This window comes from uncultured Maribacter sp. (genome assembly GCF_963974015.1).
Lineage (GTDB): Bacteria > Bacteroidota > Bacteroidia > Flavobacteriales > Flavobacteriaceae > Maribacter.
Genome location: NZ_CAXBBZ010000002.1, coordinates 22,030 through 41,926, shown reverse-complemented (window position 1 = coordinate 41,926; position 19,897 = coordinate 22,030). Strand labels below are relative to the sequence as shown.

Below are 19,897 nucleotides of genomic sequence, written 5' to 3'. Positions count from 1 at the left end.
CTAAAGATAGCACCACTCGGCAAAAGATAAAACCCCTAAACGTTAAAGTAATTAACAATGAATTCCACATTTTTGTTGATAGCAGCGACAATAGCTTATAATTACTGACAAATACTTCATCGTGAAACCTACTTTAAATTGCCAAATATTTGATGATATCTATCATAGGAAACACCTCATGGTTTTCATATCTTTAGTTTAGATTTTTAAGACCTATGGAATTTATTGATTATTATAAAATTCTTGAAATAGACAAGAAAGCTTCTCAAGCAGACATTAAAAAAGCCTACAGAAAGTTGGCCCGAAAACTGCATCCAGATTTAAACCCTAATGACAAAAGCGCACAACAAAAGTTTCAGCAGGTAAATGAGGCAAATGAAGTTCTAAGTGATCCTGAAAAAAGAAAGAAATACGACCAATACGGTAAAGATTGGGAGCATGCAGAGGCTTTTGAAGAGGCGAAAAGAAATCAACGAAGTTCATCGGGAGGCCGCAGAAATACTTATAGAACATCAGGCGGAAGCAATGAGGATTTTTCTGATTTCTTCGAGTCAATGTTCGGTGGGGCCGGTTATAGTGGCAGACGAAGAAGATCTACTCAGTTTAAAGGTCAAGATTTAAATGCTACTTTAAAATTGAATATGCTCGATATCTTAGAAGACCAAAAGCAAACATTAGACCTTGGGACTAAGAAAATAAGAATCACAATACCCGCAGGAGTTGAAGATGGCCAAACCATTAAAATCGCAGGTTATGGTGGCGAGGGAGTAAATGGAGGCCCAAAAGGGGATTTATACTTAACATTTGAGATTAACAACAATACGCCTTTTAAAAGAGTCGGTAATGATTTGTATAAAAATCATATCATCACTCTATATGATGCCATACTAGGTGGTGAAATTGAAGTGGGAACTTTAACCGGAAAAGTAAAATTAAAGGTTAAGCCCGAAACGCAAACTGACACAAAGGTGAAGCTAAAAGGAAAAGGTATGCCGGTATACAAAAAAAAAGGCGCTCATGGAGATTTATACATAACCTATAAAGTATCAATGCCAACAAACCTTTCAGCGAAGGAAAAAGAATTATTCAAACAACTTTCAGAATTGCAATAAATATGGATTCAGAAAATTTTATTCTAATAGAACATTATTGTGAACAGACACAAACCCCAATAGATTTTATTAACGACCTATTGGAATATGGTATGATCGAGATTCAATTAATTGAGAACAAAACTTATGTTGAATCACATTACATTATAGAAATTGAAAGAATCTACAGATTACGCCAAGATTTAGGCATTAATATGGAAGGTATAGATACTCTCAACCATATGCTAAAAAAAATTAACCGATTAGAACGAGAATTAAAATTGTTAAAAAACCGCTTAACTATTTATGAGCATTAAACATTAAACCTGAAATGCATTACATCGCCATCTTTAACAATGTATTCCTTGCCTTCTACTCTCATTTTACCAGCTTCTTTTACTTTTGATTCACTCCCAAAAGCAACATAATCATCATAGGCAATTACTTCTGCCCTAATGAATCCTTTTTCGAAATCGGTATGTATAACACCTGCTGCTTGGGGAGCTGTTGCACCTACTGGGATGGTCCAAGCACGAACTTCTTTAACTCCTGCAGTAAAATATGTTTCTAAATTCAATAATTTATAAGCGCCACGAATCAATTTTGCGGAACCCGGCTCTTCTAAACCTAAATCCTCCAAAAACATCTTTCGTTCTTCATAAGTCTCCAATTCTGTAATATCAGCTTCTGTACCTACTGCAAGAAAAATAACTTCCGCATTTTCGTTGGCAACCATTTCTTTCACCTTCTCCACATAAGCATTCCCTTTCGCAGCTGCATCTTCATCTACATTACACACATACATCACCGGTTTGTCTGTTATAAACTGCAGTGGTTTCACATATTCAAGTCTAGACTCTTCATCAACTCGAATTGCCCTTACAGAAACCCCTGCTTCTAGTCCACTCTTTATTGCCAATAAAGTAGCCTCCTCTTTTTGAGCTTCTTTATTACCTGTTCGTGCCGCTCTTTTTACTTTTTCAAGTTTTTTATCTACGGTCTCTAAATCTTTCAATTGAAGCTCCATGTCTATAGTCTCCTTATCTCTTATAGGATCTACACTACCATCTACGTGCACTATATTGTCATTATCAAAGCAACGTAAAACATGTAAAATAGCATCCGTTTCACGAATATTACCTAGAAACTGGTTTCCTAAACCTTCACCTTTACTTGCTCCTTTTACCAATCCTGCGATATCCACGATTTCAACAGTTGCAGGTAATACCCTTTCAGGATTCACTAATTCTTCTAATTTTTCTAATCTAGCATCAGGCACATTAACAACACCAATATTTGGTTCAATAGTGCAAAATGGAAAATTTGCACTTTGCGCCTTAGCATTGGACAAACAATTAAAAAGTGTTGATTTACCTACATTTGGCAACCCTACTATACCTGCTTTCATAATAAAGAATATTTAAAGGGTGCAAATATAGTTTTTACTTAAACATTCTACATTCAATTTCTACTCTTATGTTCAATTAAAACTTATAATGAATATTTATATTATTTTCAAAATTTTTAGACCAATGATGACTATTATTTGATGTTTTAACTCTTTTTAAGAAAATTTTTAATACTTTACGCCAAGAACCGTAAGAATAAATGGAACTTCACTCTGACGAAACACTTTGGTATTTTTTTAAAAAGGGAGAGGTCAATGCTTTTTCACTTCTTTTTAAAAAGTATTATCCCCAATTACATGTCTATGGAATAAAATTGAGCAATGCTCCTGCCCTCACTGAAGATTGCCTTCAAAACTTTTTTATTCAACTTTATGAAGAAAGGGAGAAAAAAGGAACCATAAAAAATCTTAAAGGATACTTATTTGTTTCTTTTAAAAGAAGACTGATAAAACAACTTCAAAAAAATCAGAAAAACATTCCAATTTCAGAAGCTCAATTATTTAAATCAAACTTCACATTTTCTGCAGAAGAAATTTCTATACATCAAGAAATTCAATTTCTATGTACTACGACCTTGTCTCAATTAATAAATCAACTTTCTCCAAGACAAAAAGAAGTTATCTATTTAAAATATTACAGTAATATGCGTAGCACTGATATCGCTGAAATAATGGACATGAATTACCAAAGCGTATTAAATGTACTCCAAAAAGCACTATCTAAATTAAGATTGGCATCTGAAAATCAACAAATTAATTCTATTTTGAAAAAAAATTGAAAATAGTAGGGTATATTTTATAAAATTAAACCTCTTATAAATGGAACACCTTACTAAATGGACAATACAAACAAATTCGATTTAAAGTATTTCTTAACAGATACGTCATTTAAGAATTGGGCTAAAGGTTTAAATAAAAATGATATAGCTTACTGGAATAATTGGCTACAAAATAATCCTCAGCATATTGAAATTGTTGAAAATGCCAAATCTATAGTTGTTGGCATAAAATTTAAGCCGCAATTTCCAAGTAATGTGAAGGTTGACCAAGAGTTAACCAAAATTTTACCTAAAATAGGATTGAAAAATTCTACAAAAAATCCTATAACAAAAATACAATCATTAAATAAGGCTATTTATTTTTCAGCCGCAGCGGTTGTTCTTATTTTATTAAGCTGGACAAGTTTGTCACTTTTCAATGTTCACAATACAACAACGCATAAAACGAATTTTGGTGAGATCATAGACCTAAAATTACCTGATGGTACTTCTGTGGTTTTAAATGGCAACTCAGAAATATCTTATGAAAAAGATAATCCACGATTTATAAATCTTAAAGGTGAGGCATATTTTAGGGTTAAATCTATACCGAGTACCAATGCGAAATTCTGGGTGATTACCAATGATCTTAAAGTAGAGGTTCTTGGAACTCAGTTTCATATAAATACTAGAGAACAAAAAACGAATGTTGTTTTAGATGAAGGATCCATTCATTTAGAGTTTAAAAATGGTGATGTCACTAAAATGATTCCTGGTGAAATGGTATCATTTTCAAATAAAAGCAATGAGGTTGTTCATAAAAAGGTCACTATTGAAACACCATATGCTCTATGGCGCGGCGGTACTTATGTTTTTAATGAAATTCCGCTTAAAGAGGTGATGTTAAATTTAGAACTTACTTATGGCCTAGAAGTTAGATATTTATCTGATCATTTAAAAGATATACCCATATCGGGTGGTATACCTAATCAAAATTTAAAAATATGCATTGCCGCAATTGAAAAGGCAACTGGAACTAGAATCATTAACAAAGGAAATATTTTACAAGTACAAGAAAACCCTATTTATTAACTAAACTATTTATTTATGAAAACGAACAAACTAATGAGAATGCTGATCGCAGTATTGCTTTTTTCTAGCAGTACTAGTATGATTGCATCCAATGAACTCAAAAAAGAGGTGACTCTAAGTGAGTTTCTAAATAAGATTAGTGCAAAGCACGAAGTGTTTTTCACATACAACCCTACCCTGGTTTCTACCACCAGTTTAAATCCTGAGGAATATGAATTTCCTTTATTGGATAAGATTATCAATAAATTGGAACGTAAAACAAGTTTCGATTTTGAATATTTAGGCAACAAATATTACGTGGTTTACCATAAAAAAGCAGAAAGAGCGAAGGTTTTAAAAGTTAATTCTGTGAACAATGATATTACAGCCTTAACACTAAATGAAGTAATTCAAAATAGTATTTCTGGTAAAGTTACCGATGATTCTGGAATGCCTTTAGCAGGAGTGAATATTATCGAAAAAGGAACTACCAATGGTACTACTTCAGATTTTGATGGTAACTATTCGATAGATGTTACCGATGACACAAAATTGGTATTTAGCTATATAGGTTTCGCTACTCAAGAAGTATCTACAGCTGGGAAAAACATTATTAATGTTCAGTTATCTGAAGGTATGCAATTAGACGAGTTTATTGTTGTTGGTTCTCGTACAGCACCAAGAAGTAATGCTGACACACCTTTACCTGTTGATGTTATTGGTGCTAAAGACCTTACTTCTACAGGTCAGGTTACTTTTGATAAAGCCTTACAATATAGAATTCCTTCATTTAATACGGTTCAGACTCCGGTAAACGATGCGACCTCTTTATTAGATCCATATGAAATTAGAAACATGGGACCTAGTAGAACGTTAATTTTGATTAACGGAAAACGTAAAAACTTAAGTGCCTTATTATATACTCAAACATCACCAGGACGTGGTGAAACCGGTGCTGATATTTCTGCAATACCAACAGATGCAATTAAAAGGGTTGAAATTCTTAGAGATGGAGCATCTGCTCAATATGGTTCTGATGCAATTGCCGGTGTAATGAACATTATACTTAAAGATTCTCCAAATGACGGTTCAGCAACAGTAAGAACAGGTATCACTTCAGAAGGTGATGGCGAAATGTTCGGGGTAGCGTTGAATAATGGTTCATCAATTGGTGACGATAAAGGGTTTGTCAACTATACAGTTGATTTATCTAAGGTTAATCAATCAAATAGACCAGGTACAGTTGATGCGGCTGGTGAAGCAGGTGATTTTGGAGCTGACATTGCAGATGTACAATCGTTCTTATCAAGAAGACCTGATGCTGGAAACATTAATGGATCTCCTGAAACAGCTGCAGCAAAATTTTCTTTAAACATGGGTTATGATTTAAGTGAAAATACTTCTCTTTACGCAAATGCTGCCTATGTATACAAATCAGTAAATAGTTTTGCAAACTACAGAACTCCTTACTGGAGAACAGTAGATGACTTTCCATATTTAGCTGATTTTTTCCCAGGGGACAATCCTAATACCGCAGGTGGTTACGATGGTTACGTTCCAACTTTTGAAGGTTTATTAAGTGACTATAATGGTACTGTAGGCTTCAAATCAACTATCGACGATTGGAATATTGATGCTAGTTTTACTACAGGTGGAAACACTCAGACGTATAAAGTAAATCAAACTCACAACAGAAATGTTGTTTACTCTCCATCAACTTGGGTTGATGCTAACGGTAACGGTTCTGTTGATGATGGCGAACTTACCGAAGGATCTCAATTATACAGAGAGAACAGTCAACAATCTTTTGATCCAGGAGGAACTAAGTTCTCTCATAATGTTGGTAATATCGATATTTCAAGAATACTTTCTGATAAGGTAAGTATAGGTGTTGGTGCAGAGTTTAGAACAGAAACTTTCGAAGTTATAGAAGGTGAATTAGCTTCTTATGACGGTGGTGGTGCAGATTCATTTGCAGGTGCTTCTCCTCAAAATGCCGGTAAATTCAACCGTTATAACATCGGTGGATATTTAAGTTTAGATTATGATGTGTCTGATGCCTTTTTATTAAGTGGTACTATCAGATCAGAAAACTATTCTGATTTTGGTAATGCTTTTGTTTACAAATTCAGTTCACGTTATAAAGTTAACGATGCTTTTACCTTAAGAGGGTCTATATCTTCAGGATTTAGAGCTCCTACCTTACACCAAATTTATACCCAAAAAGCACAGTACAGTTTTGTACCAGGACAAGGTATTCAAGTTGGTGGTTTAATTAACAACGTATCTACACAAGCCAAATTATTGGGTATTCCTCAATTAGATGCTGAAACTTCTACCAACTTTACTATTGGATTTGGTGGGAAAATTGAAAACAAATTCAGCTATACATTTGATTATTACAACATCGCCGTAAAAGACAGAATCGTATTAGGCTCTGAAATAGGGCCAAGTGGAGACCCAACAAACCCACTTGATATTCTTTTAAATAATAACAATTTAAGTGATGTAAGTTTCTTTTCAAATGCAATAGACACTAAAACTTCTGGTATTGATGTGGTTCTTGCTTATAAAGGAATAGAAATAGGTGAAGGTAACCTTGATTTAAATTTATCTGGAAACTACACTATTCAAAACGAAAGAGATGGAGCTGTAAAAGATGTACCATTAGTAGCAAATTCAGGTCAATCTGTAGTTAATGAAACTCAAGAAGCTTTATTCTTTACTTCTAGACCAAAAACAAAATGGATTTTAGGTGCTAATTATGACATCAATAAATTTGGTTTTTCTTTGAATAACACTTATTTCGGAAAAACAACTTTTCAACAACAAGGTTTGGACAATAATTTATTCACAGAATTTACTCCAAAAATTGTTACAGACTTAGGTGTTAACTTTAGTGCGACCGACAAATTAACGTTGGCATTAAACATCAACAACTTGTTGAATGTTTTACCTGAATGGAGTTTTCAATCTAAAAATGCAGCAGGCGATGCTATATTGGCCGATGCAGCTCAGACGCAAAATCAGTCTAACTTAATTACCTTCAATCAACGTTATTCTCAAATGACATATGATGGTTATCATTTTAGCCAACTAGGTACTATGTTCAACCTTTCGTTGAACTATAAGTTCTAATATTAAAATCATATTTATTGTAAAAAGCTACCTATATTTAGGTAGCTTTTTTTTGTGATATGGGTGAGTTATATAATGAAAACCTAGCTTGGGTTTACGATGAAATTTATCAAGGTTTTATTGATTATAGTGCTGAATACGAATTTTACAAGTATTTGTGTAATGACTACAATTGCAACCGAGTATTAGAAATTGCGTGTGGCACAGGTAATTTAGCAAAATCATTTACTTCAGATTTTAGCACGTATGTTGGCTTAGATTTTAGCGAATCGATGCTCAATATTGCAAAGGAAAAATTTCCTGCTGGAAATTTTATCCAGGGCGATATGCGGCATCTAAATTTTGTCAAACACTTTGACACTATACTCATTACGGGCAGATCTACAAGCTATTTACTTAATAATACAGATCTAAAAAAAACTTTTAAATCTGTACACAATGCCCTTGAAGATAAAGGTATTTTCATATTTGATTGTATCAATGCTAATTTATTTATATCATATATTATAAAAAATAGTAGTGTAGTTCATAAATCAACCTACAATAAGAAACAATTTGAAAGAGATTCTTATTGGGTTAAAAACAAAAACAATAATTATCATCTAATTGATTGGAAATCTACCTATTACCAATTAAATGATTCCGAAAAAAAGGTATTGGGCGAAGACTCAACCCTATTTAGGGTTTTCTCCATAAAAGAAATAACCGAAGCATTACAGCATTCCGGATTTAATATTTTAGAAATTAAGGATAGAGAAACTTATGCTTTTGATACCAATGTATATATCTGCCAAAAAAAATAAAGATATAAAACTTATTATTCAGGGTGCATAAAACGTTGCTTTGCCAAAAGCTCTTCTTCTGATTCTACATGATCATCATCAGGCACACAACAGTCAACAGGGCATACAGCTGCACATTGTGGCTCTTCATGAAAACCCATACACTCTGTACATTTATCTGGTGCTATATAGTAAACTTCATCACTAATCGGCACCTGAACTTCATCTGCATCTACTTCTTTACCGCTAGGCAAAACAACTTTACCTTCTAATGATGTACCATCGCTATAACGCCATTCATCAGCACCTTCATAAATTGCAGTATTGGGACATTCTGGCTCACAGGCCCCACAATTGATACATTCGTCAGTTATTATAATTGCCATAATTTCTTCTTCATTAAAATGCCCAAAAAAGAACGGGCATGCTTATTTTTGCACAAAGGTAATCCCTACTAATTGAGTATACAAATATAATGACCCATCACAACCTTACTATAGAAGCTTTTGTTAAACTTGGAGATTTTCTAAGAACATTTTGTGAATTTATAAAATCAGACAAAAATTCTGAATATATAATTAATGAATGGACTGCATCATTTAAGGCTGAAATTGAAATGGCCAAACATTATAATGGTTGGTTCTCAGAAGAGAATTGCATTTATGCATTTCAAGAATGGGGAAATTTATTGTCAAGAGAAAATCTCGAAGCTTGGTTGAAAAATTATGATCTAACAAGCAACAAAGAAAAGGTAGTTGCCCTAATTATGGCTGGTAACATTCCACTCGTTGGGTTTCATGATTTATTATGCGTGCTAGTTACGGGCAATAAAGCTTTGGTTAAACTATCAAGTAATGATCAGAAATTAATTCCCCTAATAATTAATTATCTAAAAAGTATACAGCCATACTTTGAAGAAAGGGTGAATTTTACCAAAGAAAAACTTGAACATTATGATGCTGTAATTGCAACAGGTAGTAATAATACGGCAAGGTATTTTGAATACTATTTTGGCAAAAAACCACATATTATTAGAAAAAACAGAAATTCTATTGCCGTTTTGAATGGAAATGAATCAGGAGAAGAGCTAACCGCTTTAGGTGAGGATATTTTTAGATATTTCGGTTTAGGCTGCAGAAGTGTCTCTAAAATATTCATTCCCATCAATTATGACATTGATACTTTTTTCAAGGCAATATTTCCATATAACCACATTATAAATCATAATAAGTATGCTAACAATTATGATTACAATAAGGCTGTTTATCTCATGAGCGAATTTAAAATATTGGACAATGGCTTCCTTATTTTAAAGGAAGAAGATAGCTACGGATCCCCTATCGCATCACTTTTCTATGAGCATTATGAAAATTTAGAAGAGTTAAGATCAAAATTAAAGCTAGAAAAAGATAAAATACAATGCATTGTTTCATCAGGTTTTGTAGATGACGAAATTTCATTTGGACAAACACAAAAACCGTCTTTATCTGATTATGCTGATGGAATCGATACGGTTAATTTCCTGTTGGGAACATCATAGAATTAAATACCTTTCAGTATCGTAAATTCTTGAAAAAATCCTGACATTTACATCTTTAAATTACAATCAAAATGAAAAAACATAATTTTAGCGCAGGCCCTTGTATATTACCGAAAGAAGTATTGTTAAAGGCTTCTGAAGCTGTTGTGGACTTCAATGGCTCTGGACTTTCCCTTATCGAAATTTCACACAGAAGCAAAGATTTTGTCGCTGTTATGGAAAATGCTAGGTCATTAGCCTTAGAATTACTTGATTTAAACGATAAAGGTTATAAAGCCCTTTTTCTACATGGTGGCGCCAGTCTTGAATTTTTAATGGTAGCCTATAATCTTTTAGAAAAAAAGGCAGGTTATCTAAATACAGGTACTTGGAGCGACAAGGCAATTAAAGAAGCTAAATTATTTGGTGAGGTTGTTGAGGTTGGTTCATCTAAAGATGAAGATTTCAATTATATACCAAAGGGTTATTCAGTACCTGCTGGACTTGATTATTTACATATTACGTCGAATAATACCATTTATGGAACTCAATTCAAGAAATTTCCAAAAACTGACGCTCCATTAGTGTGCGACATGAGTTCAGATATATTTTCTAGAAGTTTAGATTTCTCTCAATTCGATTTAATATATGCTGGGGCTCAAAAGAATATGGGTCCTGCAGGTGCAACTTTAGTTGTTATTAAAGAAGATATCTTAGGAAAAGTATCAAGGAAAATTCCTTCGATGTTAGATTATCAAGTACATATCAGCAAAGACAGTATGTTTAATACACCTCCTGTTTTTCCTGTTTACACTTCGATGTTAACCTTAGAATGGCTTAAGGGTCTTGGTGGTATTGCGGCAATTGAGGAAATTAATGAAAAGAAAGCCAGATTATTATATTCAGAAATAGACTTAAATCCTGTCTTTGAAGGATATGCAAATATTGAAGATCGTTCGCTTATGAACGCTACATTTAATTTAACAGATGAAAGCTTAAAATCCACTTTTGAAAACATGTTAAAGGAAGCTGGTATTATTGGACTAAACGGTCACCGTTCGGTTGGTGGGTATAGAGCTAGCATGTACAATGCACTTTCTTTAGAAAGCGTAGGTGCCTTGGTAGACGTCATGAGTGAAATGGAAAGAAAAGGATAATTAATATAATTGTTAATTAACGTAATAAGTATTTCATTCAATCATAAAACAATAATTTTACTATGAAGATTTTAGCTAATGATGGCATTTCCAAAAATGGCATTGTCACAATGGAAAAAGCCGGATTTGAGGTATTAACAACTACTGTAGCACAAGAACAATTAGCCAATTATATAAATGAGCATAAAATAGATGCTTTATTGGTTCGTAGCGCAACTAAAGTTAGAAAAGAATTAATTGACGCTTGTTCTACATTAAAACTTATTGGCCGTGGCGGTGTTGGTATGGACAATATAGATGTTGCCTATGCAAAATCTAAGAATATTCATGTAATCAATACTCCTGCAGCATCATCAGAGTCAGTTGCTGAATTAGTATTCGCTCATCTTTTCGGAGGTGTTCGTTTTTTATATGATGCCAATAGAAATATGCCATTAGAAGGTGACAGCAATTTTAAAGAATTAAAAAAGTCCTATTCAAAAGGTACCGAACTAAGAGGTAAAACTCTTGGTATTTTTGGTTTTGGAAATATAGGTCAAGCTACTGCAACGCTTGCTATAGGTGTAGGTATGAATGTTGTCTATTGTGATCCCGAGGTAGAAAATGCAACTATTAAACTAACATTTTTTGACGGACAAAAAGTAACCTTCACACTGAAGAATACTGAAAAGTCTGAATTGATAAAAAATGCCGATTATATTTCATTACATATACCTGATCAACAGAATTATGTAATTGGTAAGGAAGAATTTTCACAAATGAAAAAAGGCGTAGGTATCGTAAATGCCGCTCGAGGAGGAGTTTTAGATGAAGTTGCTTTAGTGGAAGCATTAGAGAATGGTACGGTGTCCTTTGCTGGCCTTGATGTTTATGAGTCAGAACCTAAACCTGAAATGAAAATTCTCATGCATCCTAGCATATCACTTTCCCCTCATATTGGTGCTGCTACATTAGAAGCACAAGAGAGAATTGGATCAGAATTGGCCGAACAAATAATAACGATATTAAAATAAATGCTTATGGCATATTTTAGTAACTCTTTTTGTATTTTACGGCATAAACATTAAATTAACTATTATAATGGCAGGATTATTAGATTTATTGAATAGCCCAATGGGTCAACAATTAATTAGCGGAGTAGCAGGTCAAACAAATCAACCTGAAGATAAAACCGCAAATGTACTTAGTATGGCTATGCCACTAATATTGGGTGCAATGAAAAAAAACGTTTCTACTCCCGAAGGTGCTCAAGGTTTAATGAGCGCATTATCAAGCAATCATAGTGGAGGAATTTTAGACAATATAGGCGGTCTTTTCGGCGGTGGTGTTGATGATAGTGTAATATCTGATGGCGCTGGCATTTTAGGTCACGTTTTTGGCAACAAACAACCTCAAGTAGAAAATGCATTAAGTCAAAAATCAGGCTTAGATGCCGGTACTGTAGCTCAAATATTAAAAATCGCTGCTCCTATTGTAATGGGTTACCTTGGTAAACAAACAGCTCAGAGCAATGTAAGTGACGGATCTGGTATGAATGCTTTGTTAGGAAGCATGTTAGGTGGTCAACCACAAGAAAACCAAAGCTTAATCACTACACTATTAGATGCTGATGGCGATGGCAGTATTTTAGATGATGTTGCCGGTATGGTAATGGGATCAAACAAAAAATCAGGTGGTTTAGGAGGCCTATTAGGAGGACTATTCGGTAAATAAATCGATTTTTACAATTTAACATAAGCCGTTTGCTACCGCAAGCGGCTTTTTTGTATCTTATATTTTATGAAAAAGAGAAAAAATAAATCCATCCTACTTAATTTCATTATCATTCTTATTTTTGCCATAATCTTAATAAGCTGTGGGTCAACTAAGGAATCATTATCTATTTCAAATGATGAAAAAAAAGCTTTTGAACTAGTTGAAGGTGATACTATAACTATTTCGAGTGACAAAACTGAATATGAAATTATAATCATTGAACCAGGGTTTTATACTTGGCTAAACTCTATAGCCAAACCTGAAGGTTATTATTCTCAAAGTTTTCTCGAAAATCGAAATTATTTAATGGTATTAGAATGGAACCAAAGAGTATTACAACCTATGCGGTATAACCCGAATTTATATGAGCTTCAGATTGACTATTCTCAAAATATAGATTATGGCTATGAAGTAAATTATAAACTCTACAATTACTTCATCTATTTTCAAAGAAAGTATAATCAACGATTGGGGCCTTTTATCCCACGCATATAAAAAGTATATTTACGCGCTTTAAAAATTATTATGCAAAAATTAAAAGAACGCTGGGGTGTTTCCAGTAATTTTCAATTAATAATCATTTTCTTCGTTTTTTCGATAACAGGCTCTTCCTCTGTTTTTGCTGCAAAGCCATTTTTAAACTTGATAGGATTACAACAAGCAAATTTTCCAGATGCTTGGTGGGGAAGCACATTATACTGGATTTTACGAATTCTATTAATTTTTCCCTTTTATCAAGTACTATTAGTAATTTATGGTTGGCTATTTGGTCAATTTAAATTCTTTTGGGGCTTTGAGAAAAAGATGCTCAAGAGAATTGGCCTTGGGTTTTTCCTAAGTTAATTTAATAGTTTCTTAACAGGTCTTTCCAAAAAGCATTGATTAGATTTGCAAAGATGAGTTTTTCAAAAAACAAATTTATAAACCCGATTATAGCCATCATTTTATTGGCAGGCTTATTTGGACCTTACTTTGTGAAAATTTCGCATGCACTATCTGAACATGAAGAATTACATTGTGTTTCGAAAGGTGAATTACATATTCACGCCGTAGAGTTTGATTGTGATTTTGACCACTATCAGTTATCATCTTTTTATTATCCAGAATTCGATTACCCGCAGTTTATTGAACTAGCTCCTATTACAGAGGCTATTATTAACAACTACTACTTTTTAAGTAAATATCAACAACTTCATTTTGTATTAAGAGGACCTCCTTCTTGTTAATTATTTTTTTAACAAAAAAAGTCTAAAAACCTTAATACAATTTAATATGAAAAATATTTATATTACGATGCTATTGGCATTGTTAGTTCAGTTTACATTCGCTCAAAACACCTTAAAAGGCAAAATCACTAATCAAGAGGACCAAACACCTTTAGAACAGGTTTCTATATATTTTCCTCAATTAGAAAAAGGTACGGTTACAAATGCTGATGGTTTTTATGAAATTAATAATTTACCATCAGGAAAGTTCAAAATCGTAATTTCTTTTATAGGATTTCAAACCTATTCGCAAACCGTTGATTTTTTAGAGCCAATAACCCAATTATCACTTGAGCTTATGCCTAGTGCCATTGAAATGGAAGAGGTCATTGTTTCTACTCCCTTTCACAAATTACAACGCGAGAATGTAATGAAAGTCGAAAGAACCAGTATAAAAGATCTAAAATCTGCAGGAGCTGTAAATTTATCTGAAGGTATTACCAATATTCCTGGAGTAGAAAGTGTTTCTACCGGAGTCGGTATAGGAAAACCTGTTATACGTGGCCTAAGCTCAAATAGAGTTTTGACTTATACACAAGGGATACGCTTAGAGAACCAACAATTTGGTGATGAACACGGATTAGGAATTAGTGATGCAGGTATAGAAAGCGTTGAAGTTATAAAAGGGCCAGCCTCTTTGTTATATGGTTCTGATGCCCTTGGTGGTGTACTATATTTAAACCCTGAAAAATTTGCCAACTCTAATGATGTAGAGGGTGACATAAACTTAAATTATTTCACCAATACCGAAGGTTTAAATGGAAATGGCGGATTTAAAGCGTCTTCTGAAAAATTAAAATTTTTAGTTCGCTTAGGTGGAAGTTCACATGTAGATTATAAAACTGGAAATAATGAACGAGTAACAAATTCTAGATTTAACGAAAAAGATTTAAAAACCGGTTTAGCATATCAACTTACTAATTTTAAAACTGAGTTACGTTACAATTATAATAATTCTGAATTGGGTATACCCGAAGAAATAAGAGAACAATCAACTGAGCGCTCTGCTATAGAACCATTTCAAGATATTACCAGTCATATTTTAAGTTCGAAATCAAATATCTATTTCAACAATTCTAGCCTACAAGCTATTTTAGGTTTTACTAGAAATGATAGAAAAGAATTTGAAGACCATGACCTTGGGGCGGAAGGGAATATAGAGGAAACGGAGCATGAAGAAGGAGAAGCGCCTGCTCTAGACATGAAATTAGAAACCTTTAGCTACAACCTACAATACAATTTGGCTAAGATAGGAGCTGTTGAAACAATTATCGGATTACAAGGAATGAACCAAATTAACAGCAATTTTGGTGAAGAGGTTTTAATACCTGATGCTACAACCAACGATATCGGGCTTTTGGCCACATCACATGTTCATTTGAACAAAAGTGATGTACAACTCGGAGTACGTTATGATAAAAGAACTATTGATTCAGATGAAAATGGCCTTGTTGGTGATCAAAACTATATTGAAGCTATAGATAGAAATTTCAATAGTTTTAATATCGCTGCAGGTTATAAGGTAGATGTTTCTGAAAATTTTATAACCCGTTTAAATATCGCCTCAGGATTTAGAGCTCCTAACTTGGCCGAGTTAACTTCAAATGGTACACATGAAGGAACAAATAGATATGAAATTGGAAATGCCAATTTAAATAATGAAAGAAATGTGCAAACAGATTTATCATTAGAATTTAAGAATGAGCATTTTGAATTTTATGTAAATGGGTTTTATAATTCCATTTCAGATTATATTTATTTAGAACCAAACGGTACTGCTATAGAGGGTAATGCCGTATATCTTTACCAACAACAAGATGCGAATTTGTTTGGTGGCGAAGCAGGTCTACATTATCATCCACACCCATTAGATTGGCTGCATATGGAAAGCAATTTTTCTACCGTAACCGGTCAGTTAAAAAACGATGGTAATTTACCTTTAATACCAGCAAACAATTGGGCAAATACCTTACGATTTGAATTTAGTAAGATTAATAAAGACTTTGATAACGGCTATGGTTTTCTGACTTTGAAATCGTTTTTCGCCCAAAATAAAGTAAGTGATTTTGAAACTTTTACAGATGGGTATTCGCTATTGAATTTAGGATTGGGAGCTACTGTTACAATTTCCAATCAACCAATTGATTTTAAATTAAGCGCTAATAATGTTTTGGACAAAGAATATATTTCACATTTATCGAGACTAAAGAGTGATGGCATTTCAAATATCGGAAGAAATATTAATCTTGGAATTAGCATACCTCTCTAATATTATAATAAAGAATGTAAAAAAGCCCCATATATATGGGGCTTTTTTTAAAATATCACTTACCCTCTAATTGATACCAGTCAATATTAGTCAACGGTGGTCTTCTTCCTTTTTCTAAAACAGGATAATTTTTCGTCAAATAATCTACAATCACTTTTTGATTTTCACCTAAAGGCCATAAACCCTGAGTTTTCTGCATCCATCGTATGGTTGCATTCCATTGCTCCTCCCCCATTCTATTTTGAATAATCAACTTAGATGAGTGACACGAAGTACAGTTCGTAATTACTGTTTGTAATCCGTCCGCTTCAATTAAACCTGTTCGAACATGAATACCATCTTCAATTAATTCTGGTTCTTCTTCACCTATTTCAACTTCAGATTGTTTTGGTCCAAAGAAAATAATAGCCAAAGCCCCAAATAGTATAAAGCTTGTAAAAATCAATAATATAATCTTAAATATGGGCTTAAAAACGATTCCATCGTTATTTTCCTTCTCTTGCATTACACGACTTTTATAGCAATCCTATGACAGGCATTATTCAAATAACCTTTTGGGTTCCAACCAGGCAAAACCATCGGTTGCTTATTACCGTTAGAATCGGTGGCTCTAGCCCAAATTTCATAATATCCTATTTTGGGAAAAGATACCGTTGCATTAAAATGTTGCCATGCCAATCTATTCACAGGCTTTTCTAAGATGGCAGATTTCCAAGAAGTTCCATAATCAATGGAGTACTCCATCTGATGTATACCCAATTCACCCGCCCATGCGTGTCCGTTTATTTTTACTGGTTTTCCTTCATTAATAATTGCTCCAGACTTTGGATATGTAATTAATGATTTTACAGGCATAGATTCAATGATACACATATCTTCATCTGCAACAGTTTCACCGGGCGCAACAGTTTCACAAGGTACTCGGTAAGAACTACCTTGCATTTTTTCACCATCATGCACCTTATTTCTAATACTAATGGTGTGCAACCATTTACCTGAAGTTGAAGCTGGCCAACCGCCACAAACTAATCGTAATGGAAAACCGTGTACTAACGGTATAGCTTCTCCATTCATAGAGAAGGCCAGTAATGTTTCATCTTGTAATGCCTTAGACATAGGTATTCCTCTTGAAATAGGTTCTTTAGTAGGGTTTCTACTTAAATGCATATCTGCAGCGTGATAACCAATGTAAACCGCATTATCCTTTATTCCTGCATCAGCTAAAACATCCTTTAGTCGAACCCCGGTCCATTTAGCACAAGAGACTGCACCAATGGTCCATTGATTACCTTTCGCTGGCGGATTGAATTCACTTCTTCCATTACCACCGCATTCCAATGTAAGCTGATAGGTATGATGTTTAAACTTCGTTTTTAAATCGGATAAAGAATAAGATTTCGGTTCAACTACCGATTCACCATCAATCTTAAGTTCCCAAGAACTCTCTTCAATATTTTCGGGTAGTAGTCCATTATTTCGAATGAACATGTATTTATTTGGAGTAACAGTATCATTTAATAGATGCGCTTGTGCCTCCATATTCCACGGTTTATCGTTTAAAACGACCATGGCTTCATCTTTTTTAAATAAGGCAAATGGGTCTATTTCCTGTAGCGCTACCGGAATATAACCTTTCGGTATTAACTCTTTATAAACAATATCAACACCAAGTAAAGTAGCGAGTGTACTTAAACCTGATTTTGCAACAAAACTTCTTCTCTTCAAAACATACTAGATTTGAGATAAAGTTAAGTTATTTAGTAAGAAAATATGCGCTATTTAAACTTCAATGGTCTGCTCTTTTTTGACGCCTTTAAAAACATAGGTATATAACCACATTAATGTAAATGACGGTATAATGTCAAAACCCGGAATAATTTCTTCAACGAAATTAAATATACCAGCGGCCTGCCCTACTTTGCCTTTATACATTCTGGTCATTAGCCAACCGGAGAAAGGTGCCCACACAATGTCTGAAAATTCACCTAAAAATGGTATAGCAAATGATAGCATACCTATACCATCAAAAAGCAACCCCATTAAAAGTTGCTTATATTTTTTATTCTTTGAAATTGACATACTTAAAAAGTAGTTATTCTTTAATTGGAATGCAACAAAGATGCCATAATTTTAAAATAAATAATTACTGAATGTGACCTGTTTTAAGAAAGTTTGGTGCCAATTAATTTAAGAAATTCGTTTCTTGTCTCGATCTTTTCGAACTGACCTCTAAAACCAGAAGTGGTAGTAACAGAGTTTTGTTTTTGAACACCTCGCATCATCATACACATGTGAGAAGCTTCAATTACAACTGCAACACCCTTAGGTTTTAATGTATTATTAATACATTCTAAAATATCATGGGTTAATCGTTCTTGTACCTGTAGTCTTCTTGCAAAAACATCAACAACACGTGGTATTTTACTAAGACCAACTATATGACCATTGGGAATGTAAGCAATATGTGCTTTACCGAAAAAAGGAAGCATGTGATGTTCGCATAAAGAATAAAGTTCAATGTCCTTTATAATAACCATATCATCATAAGACTCTTTGAACATTGCCCCTTTTAGTATATCAACCGCGTCCTGTTGATAGCCTTGGGTTAAAAAAAGCATTGCTTTGGCAGCTCGTTCTGGTGTTTTTACCAAACCCTCTCTACCAACATCTTCGCCAATTTCGTTAATAATTGAAGAATATCTACTTTTAACTTCGTCGGTAATCTCAAGATTGTATTCTTCTAAATTTCTATAAGGGGACATACTCTTTATTTTATGTTTAATATATTTATACTTATCTTAAACAAAATTAATGTTTTCTTTTATCAACAACATTAAAATTATCATAAATACGAAAAGCAAAACTACTTAATTTGAATTTTACATATATTTTAAAATTCCATCTATAAAGTAAAACCTAAATACAATTTTTACCATGCTCCTTTTTCATTAATTTTGAAGATATCAATAAATTAAAATAACACAACCCATTTCAAATGATAAAAGCTTCTAACATTCATAAGTATTACGGCAAGTTAGAAGTATTAAAGGGCGTAGACCTTCATATTAAAAAGGGAGAAATCGTTTCTATAGTTGGGGCTTCTGGCGCAGGTAAAACTACCTTATTACAAATTCTTGGCACCTTGGATGTTCAATCAAATAAAAGTGATAGTACATTATTAATCAATAGTATTGAAACCACTAACCTAAGTGATAAAGATTTAGCCAAGTTTAGAAATGAACACATTGGTTTTATATTTCAATTTCATCAGTTACTTCCAGAATTTAGCGCAATAGAAAATGTTTGCTTACCTGCATTCATTAAAAAAACGCCTAAATCTGACGCTGAAAAAAGAGCTAAAGAACTTTTAGATTTTTTGGGGTTATCTCACCGATATAATCATAAGCCCTCAGAATTATCAGGAGGTGAACAACAACGTGTAGCTGTTGCACGTGCGTTAATAAATAACCCTTCTATAATATTTGCAGATGAACCAAGCGGTAATCTAGATTCTGAAAGTGCAGATAATCTTCATAAATTATTTTTTGATTTAAGAGAAAAATTCGGACAAACTTTTGTTATTGTTACCCATAATGAAGAACTAGCTGAAATGGCAGATCGTAAATTAACTATGGTAGATGGCAAAATAGTAGATAAAGCAGTAATAGAGGCATAACGAAAATT

The 19,897-nt window shown here is 33.4% G+C and carries 21 protein-coding genes; 15 read left to right on the top strand and 6 right to left on the bottom strand.

Annotated elements, in window-relative coordinates; genetic code table 11:
• Nucleotides 1-215: 215 nt before the first annotated feature.
• Together AACZ41_RS04610 and AACZ41_RS04605 are read left to right on the top strand one after the other, a co-directional pair.
• A complete protein-coding gene (locus tag AACZ41_RS04610; protein WP_339627044.1) occupies nt 216-1,112 on the top strand; it encodes a DnaJ C-terminal domain-containing protein in 897 nt (298 codons plus the stop codon).
• A gap of 2 nt (nt 1,113-1,114) precedes the next feature.
• Nucleotides 1,115-1,408 carry a chaperone modulator CbpM gene (locus AACZ41_RS04605; protein ID WP_339627042.1) on the top strand — a complete coding sequence of 98 codons (294 nt, stop codon included), beginning with the start codon at nt 1,115-1,117 and terminating at the stop codon, nt 1,406-1,408.
• On the opposite strand, the gene ychF is transcribed toward AACZ41_RS04605, so the two are convergent.
• Nucleotides 1,405-2,499: a redox-regulated ATPase YchF gene (ychF, locus tag AACZ41_RS04600; RefSeq protein ID WP_339627040.1), complete on the bottom strand. Its 1,095-nt coding sequence runs from the start codon at nt 2,497-2,499 to the stop codon at nt 1,405-1,407. The genes AACZ41_RS04605 and ychF overlap by 4 nt on opposite strands.
• A 200-nt stretch (nt 2,500-2,699) precedes the next feature.
• Between ychF and AACZ41_RS04595 the strand changes: the two genes are divergently transcribed.
• The 4 genes from AACZ41_RS04595 to AACZ41_RS04580 are packed head-to-tail and all read left to right on the top strand — an operon-like array spanning nt 2,700 to nt 8,269.
• Nucleotides 2,700-3,278, top strand: coding sequence for a sigma-70 family RNA polymerase sigma factor (locus AACZ41_RS04595; protein WP_339627038.1), 579 nt, complete (start codon nt 2,700-2,702; stop codon nt 3,276-3,278).
• 57 nt (nt 3,279-3,335) lie between these two features.
• Complete coding sequence (locus AACZ41_RS04590) at nt 3,336-4,349, top strand: FecR family protein (protein WP_339627036.1); 1,014 nt, start codon at nt 3,336-3,338, stop codon at nt 4,347-4,349.
• A gap of 15 nt (nt 4,350-4,364) precedes the next feature.
• Complete coding sequence (locus tag AACZ41_RS04585) at nt 4,365-7,466, top strand: TonB-dependent receptor (protein WP_339627034.1); 3,102 nt, start codon at nt 4,365-4,367, stop codon at nt 7,464-7,466.
• 59 nt (nt 7,467-7,525) lie between these two features.
• Nucleotides 7,526-8,269, top strand: a complete 744-nt coding sequence (locus AACZ41_RS04580) for a class I SAM-dependent methyltransferase (protein WP_339627032.1) — start codon at nt 7,526-7,528, stop codon at nt 8,267-8,269.
• A gap of 14 nt (nt 8,270-8,283) precedes the next feature.
• Here the strand turns inward: AACZ41_RS04580 and AACZ41_RS04575 are convergent, their stop codons facing one another.
• Complete coding sequence (locus AACZ41_RS04575) at nt 8,284-8,634, bottom strand: 4Fe-4S dicluster domain-containing protein (RefSeq protein WP_339627031.1); 351 nt, start codon at nt 8,632-8,634, stop codon at nt 8,284-8,286.
• 89 nt (nt 8,635-8,723) lie between these two features.
• Here AACZ41_RS04575 and AACZ41_RS04570 point away from each other — a divergent pair, with 89 nt between their 5' ends.
• The 8 genes from AACZ41_RS04570 (at nt 8,724) to AACZ41_RS04535 (ending at nt 16,213) form a co-directional block, all read left to right on the top strand.
• The gene (locus AACZ41_RS04570) at nt 8,724-9,788 is read left to right on the top strand and encodes an acyl-CoA reductase (RefSeq protein WP_339627029.1); all 1,065 of its coding nucleotides are present in this window, start codon (nt 8,724-8,726) and stop codon (nt 9,786-9,788) included.
• A 71-nt stretch (nt 9,789-9,859) separates the two neighbouring features.
• Nucleotides 9,860-10,924, top strand: a complete 1,065-nt coding sequence (gene serC, locus AACZ41_RS04565; protein WP_339627028.1) for a 3-phosphoserine/phosphohydroxythreonine transaminase — start codon at nt 9,860-9,862, stop codon at nt 10,922-10,924.
• Nucleotides 10,925-10,986: 62 nt separating this feature from the next.
• Nucleotides 10,987-11,937 carry a D-2-hydroxyacid dehydrogenase gene (locus AACZ41_RS04560; RefSeq protein ID WP_339627027.1) on the top strand — a complete coding sequence of 317 codons (951 nt, stop codon included), beginning with the start codon at nt 10,987-10,989 and terminating at the stop codon, nt 11,935-11,937.
• A 67-nt stretch (nt 11,938-12,004) separates the two neighbouring features.
• The gene (locus AACZ41_RS04555) at nt 12,005-12,637 is read left to right on the top strand and encodes a DUF937 domain-containing protein (RefSeq protein ID WP_339627026.1); all 633 of its coding nucleotides are present in this window, start codon (nt 12,005-12,007) and stop codon (nt 12,635-12,637) included.
• A 66-nt stretch (nt 12,638-12,703) separates the two neighbouring features.
• The gene (locus AACZ41_RS04550; RefSeq protein WP_339627025.1) at nt 12,704-13,174 is read left to right on the top strand and encodes a DUF6146 family protein; all 471 of its coding nucleotides are present in this window, start codon (nt 12,704-12,706) and stop codon (nt 13,172-13,174) included.
• Nucleotides 13,175-13,204: 30 nt separating this feature from the next.
• Nucleotides 13,205-13,522: a DUF6787 family protein gene (locus AACZ41_RS04545; protein WP_339627024.1), complete on the top strand. Its 318-nt coding sequence runs from the start codon at nt 13,205-13,207 to the stop codon at nt 13,520-13,522.
• 53 nt (nt 13,523-13,575) lie between these two features.
• Complete coding sequence (locus tag AACZ41_RS04540; protein WP_339627023.1) at nt 13,576-13,905, top strand: hypothetical protein; 330 nt, start codon at nt 13,576-13,578, stop codon at nt 13,903-13,905.
• Nucleotides 13,906-13,951: 46 nt separating this feature from the next.
• Nucleotides 13,952-16,213 carry a TonB-dependent receptor gene (locus tag AACZ41_RS04535; protein WP_339627022.1) on the top strand — a complete coding sequence of 754 codons (2,262 nt, stop codon included), beginning with the start codon at nt 13,952-13,954 and terminating at the stop codon, nt 16,211-16,213.
• Between the two features lie 55 nt (nt 16,214-16,268).
• Here the strand turns inward: AACZ41_RS04535 and AACZ41_RS04530 are convergent, their stop codons facing one another.
• From AACZ41_RS04530 to folE, 4 genes are all read right to left on the bottom strand, one after another.
• On the bottom strand, nt 16,269-16,718 hold the full coding sequence (locus AACZ41_RS04530) for a monoheme cytochrome C (RefSeq protein WP_339627020.1): 450 nt from the start codon (nt 16,716-16,718) through the stop codon (nt 16,269-16,271).
• On the bottom strand, nt 16,718-17,938 hold the full coding sequence (locus AACZ41_RS04525) for a sulfite oxidase (RefSeq protein ID WP_339627018.1): 1,221 nt from the start codon (nt 17,936-17,938) through the stop codon (nt 16,718-16,720). The genes AACZ41_RS04530 and AACZ41_RS04525 overlap by 1 nt, the downstream gene beginning before the upstream one ends.
• 54 nt (nt 17,939-17,992) lie before the next feature.
• Entirely contained in the window at nt 17,993-18,292 is a 300-nt protein-coding gene (locus AACZ41_RS04520; protein ID WP_339627016.1) for a hypothetical protein, read from the bottom strand.
• 83 nt (nt 18,293-18,375) lie between these two features.
• The gene (gene folE, locus AACZ41_RS04515) at nt 18,376-18,975 is read right to left on the bottom strand and encodes a GTP cyclohydrolase I FolE (protein ID WP_339627014.1); all 600 of its coding nucleotides are present in this window, start codon (nt 18,973-18,975) and stop codon (nt 18,376-18,378) included.
• A gap of 233 nt (nt 18,976-19,208) precedes the next feature.
• Between folE and AACZ41_RS04510 the strand changes: the two genes are divergently transcribed.
• Nucleotides 19,209-19,889, top strand: coding sequence for an ABC transporter ATP-binding protein (locus AACZ41_RS04510; protein ID WP_339627012.1), 681 nt, complete (start codon nt 19,209-19,211; stop codon nt 19,887-19,889).
• Nucleotides 19,890-19,897: the final 8 nt, after the last annotated feature.